This window comes from Pseudoalteromonas sp. 20-MNA-CIBAN-0454 (assembly GCF_040308685.1).
Lineage (GTDB): Bacteria > Pseudomonadota > Gammaproteobacteria > Enterobacterales > Alteromonadaceae > Pseudoalteromonas > Pseudoalteromonas nigrifaciens.
This window is the reverse complement of the sequence record NZ_JBEOOB010000114.1, coordinates 1-409: the sequence shown is the minus strand read 5'-3', so window position 1 is coordinate 409 and position 409 is coordinate 1. Positions and strand designations below refer to the sequence as shown.

Below are 409 nucleotides of genomic sequence, written 5' to 3'. Positions count from 1 at the left end.
GCCATTCGCCTCACAGGCTCGGTCTCATCTTACACAGAAATAGCAAATCAATGATTTGCAAACCAATTTCTGCGTCCCCATCGTCTAGAGGCCTAGGACACCGCCCTTTCACGGCGGTAACAGGGGTTCGAATCCCCTTGGGGACGCCACTTACTATTTAATAGTCAGTGCAGTGTTATTAAGAAAGCTCGCCTGAAACGAGTCTAAAAATTCAGTTGTCCTAGTGACACAGAAAATGTTTCTGAGAAGATAATGCCATTCGCCTCACAGGCTCGGTCTCATCTTACACAGAAATAGCAAATCAATGATTTGCAAACCAATTTCTGCGTCCCCATCGTCTAGAGGCCTAGGACACCGCCCTTTCACGGCGGTAACAGGGGTTCGAATCCCCTTGGGGACGCCACTTACT

The 409-nt window shown here is 48.4% G+C and carries 2 tRNA genes; both read left to right on the top strand.

What is annotated here, in order from left to right:
• The first annotated feature begins 73 nt into the window (after window positions 1-73).
• Window positions 74-149 (top strand) — tRNA-Glu (locus AAEZ22_RS18190).
• Between the two features lie 178 nt (window positions 150-327).
• Window positions 328-403, top strand: a tRNA-Glu gene (locus AAEZ22_RS18185).
• Window positions 404-409: the final 6 nt, after the last annotated feature.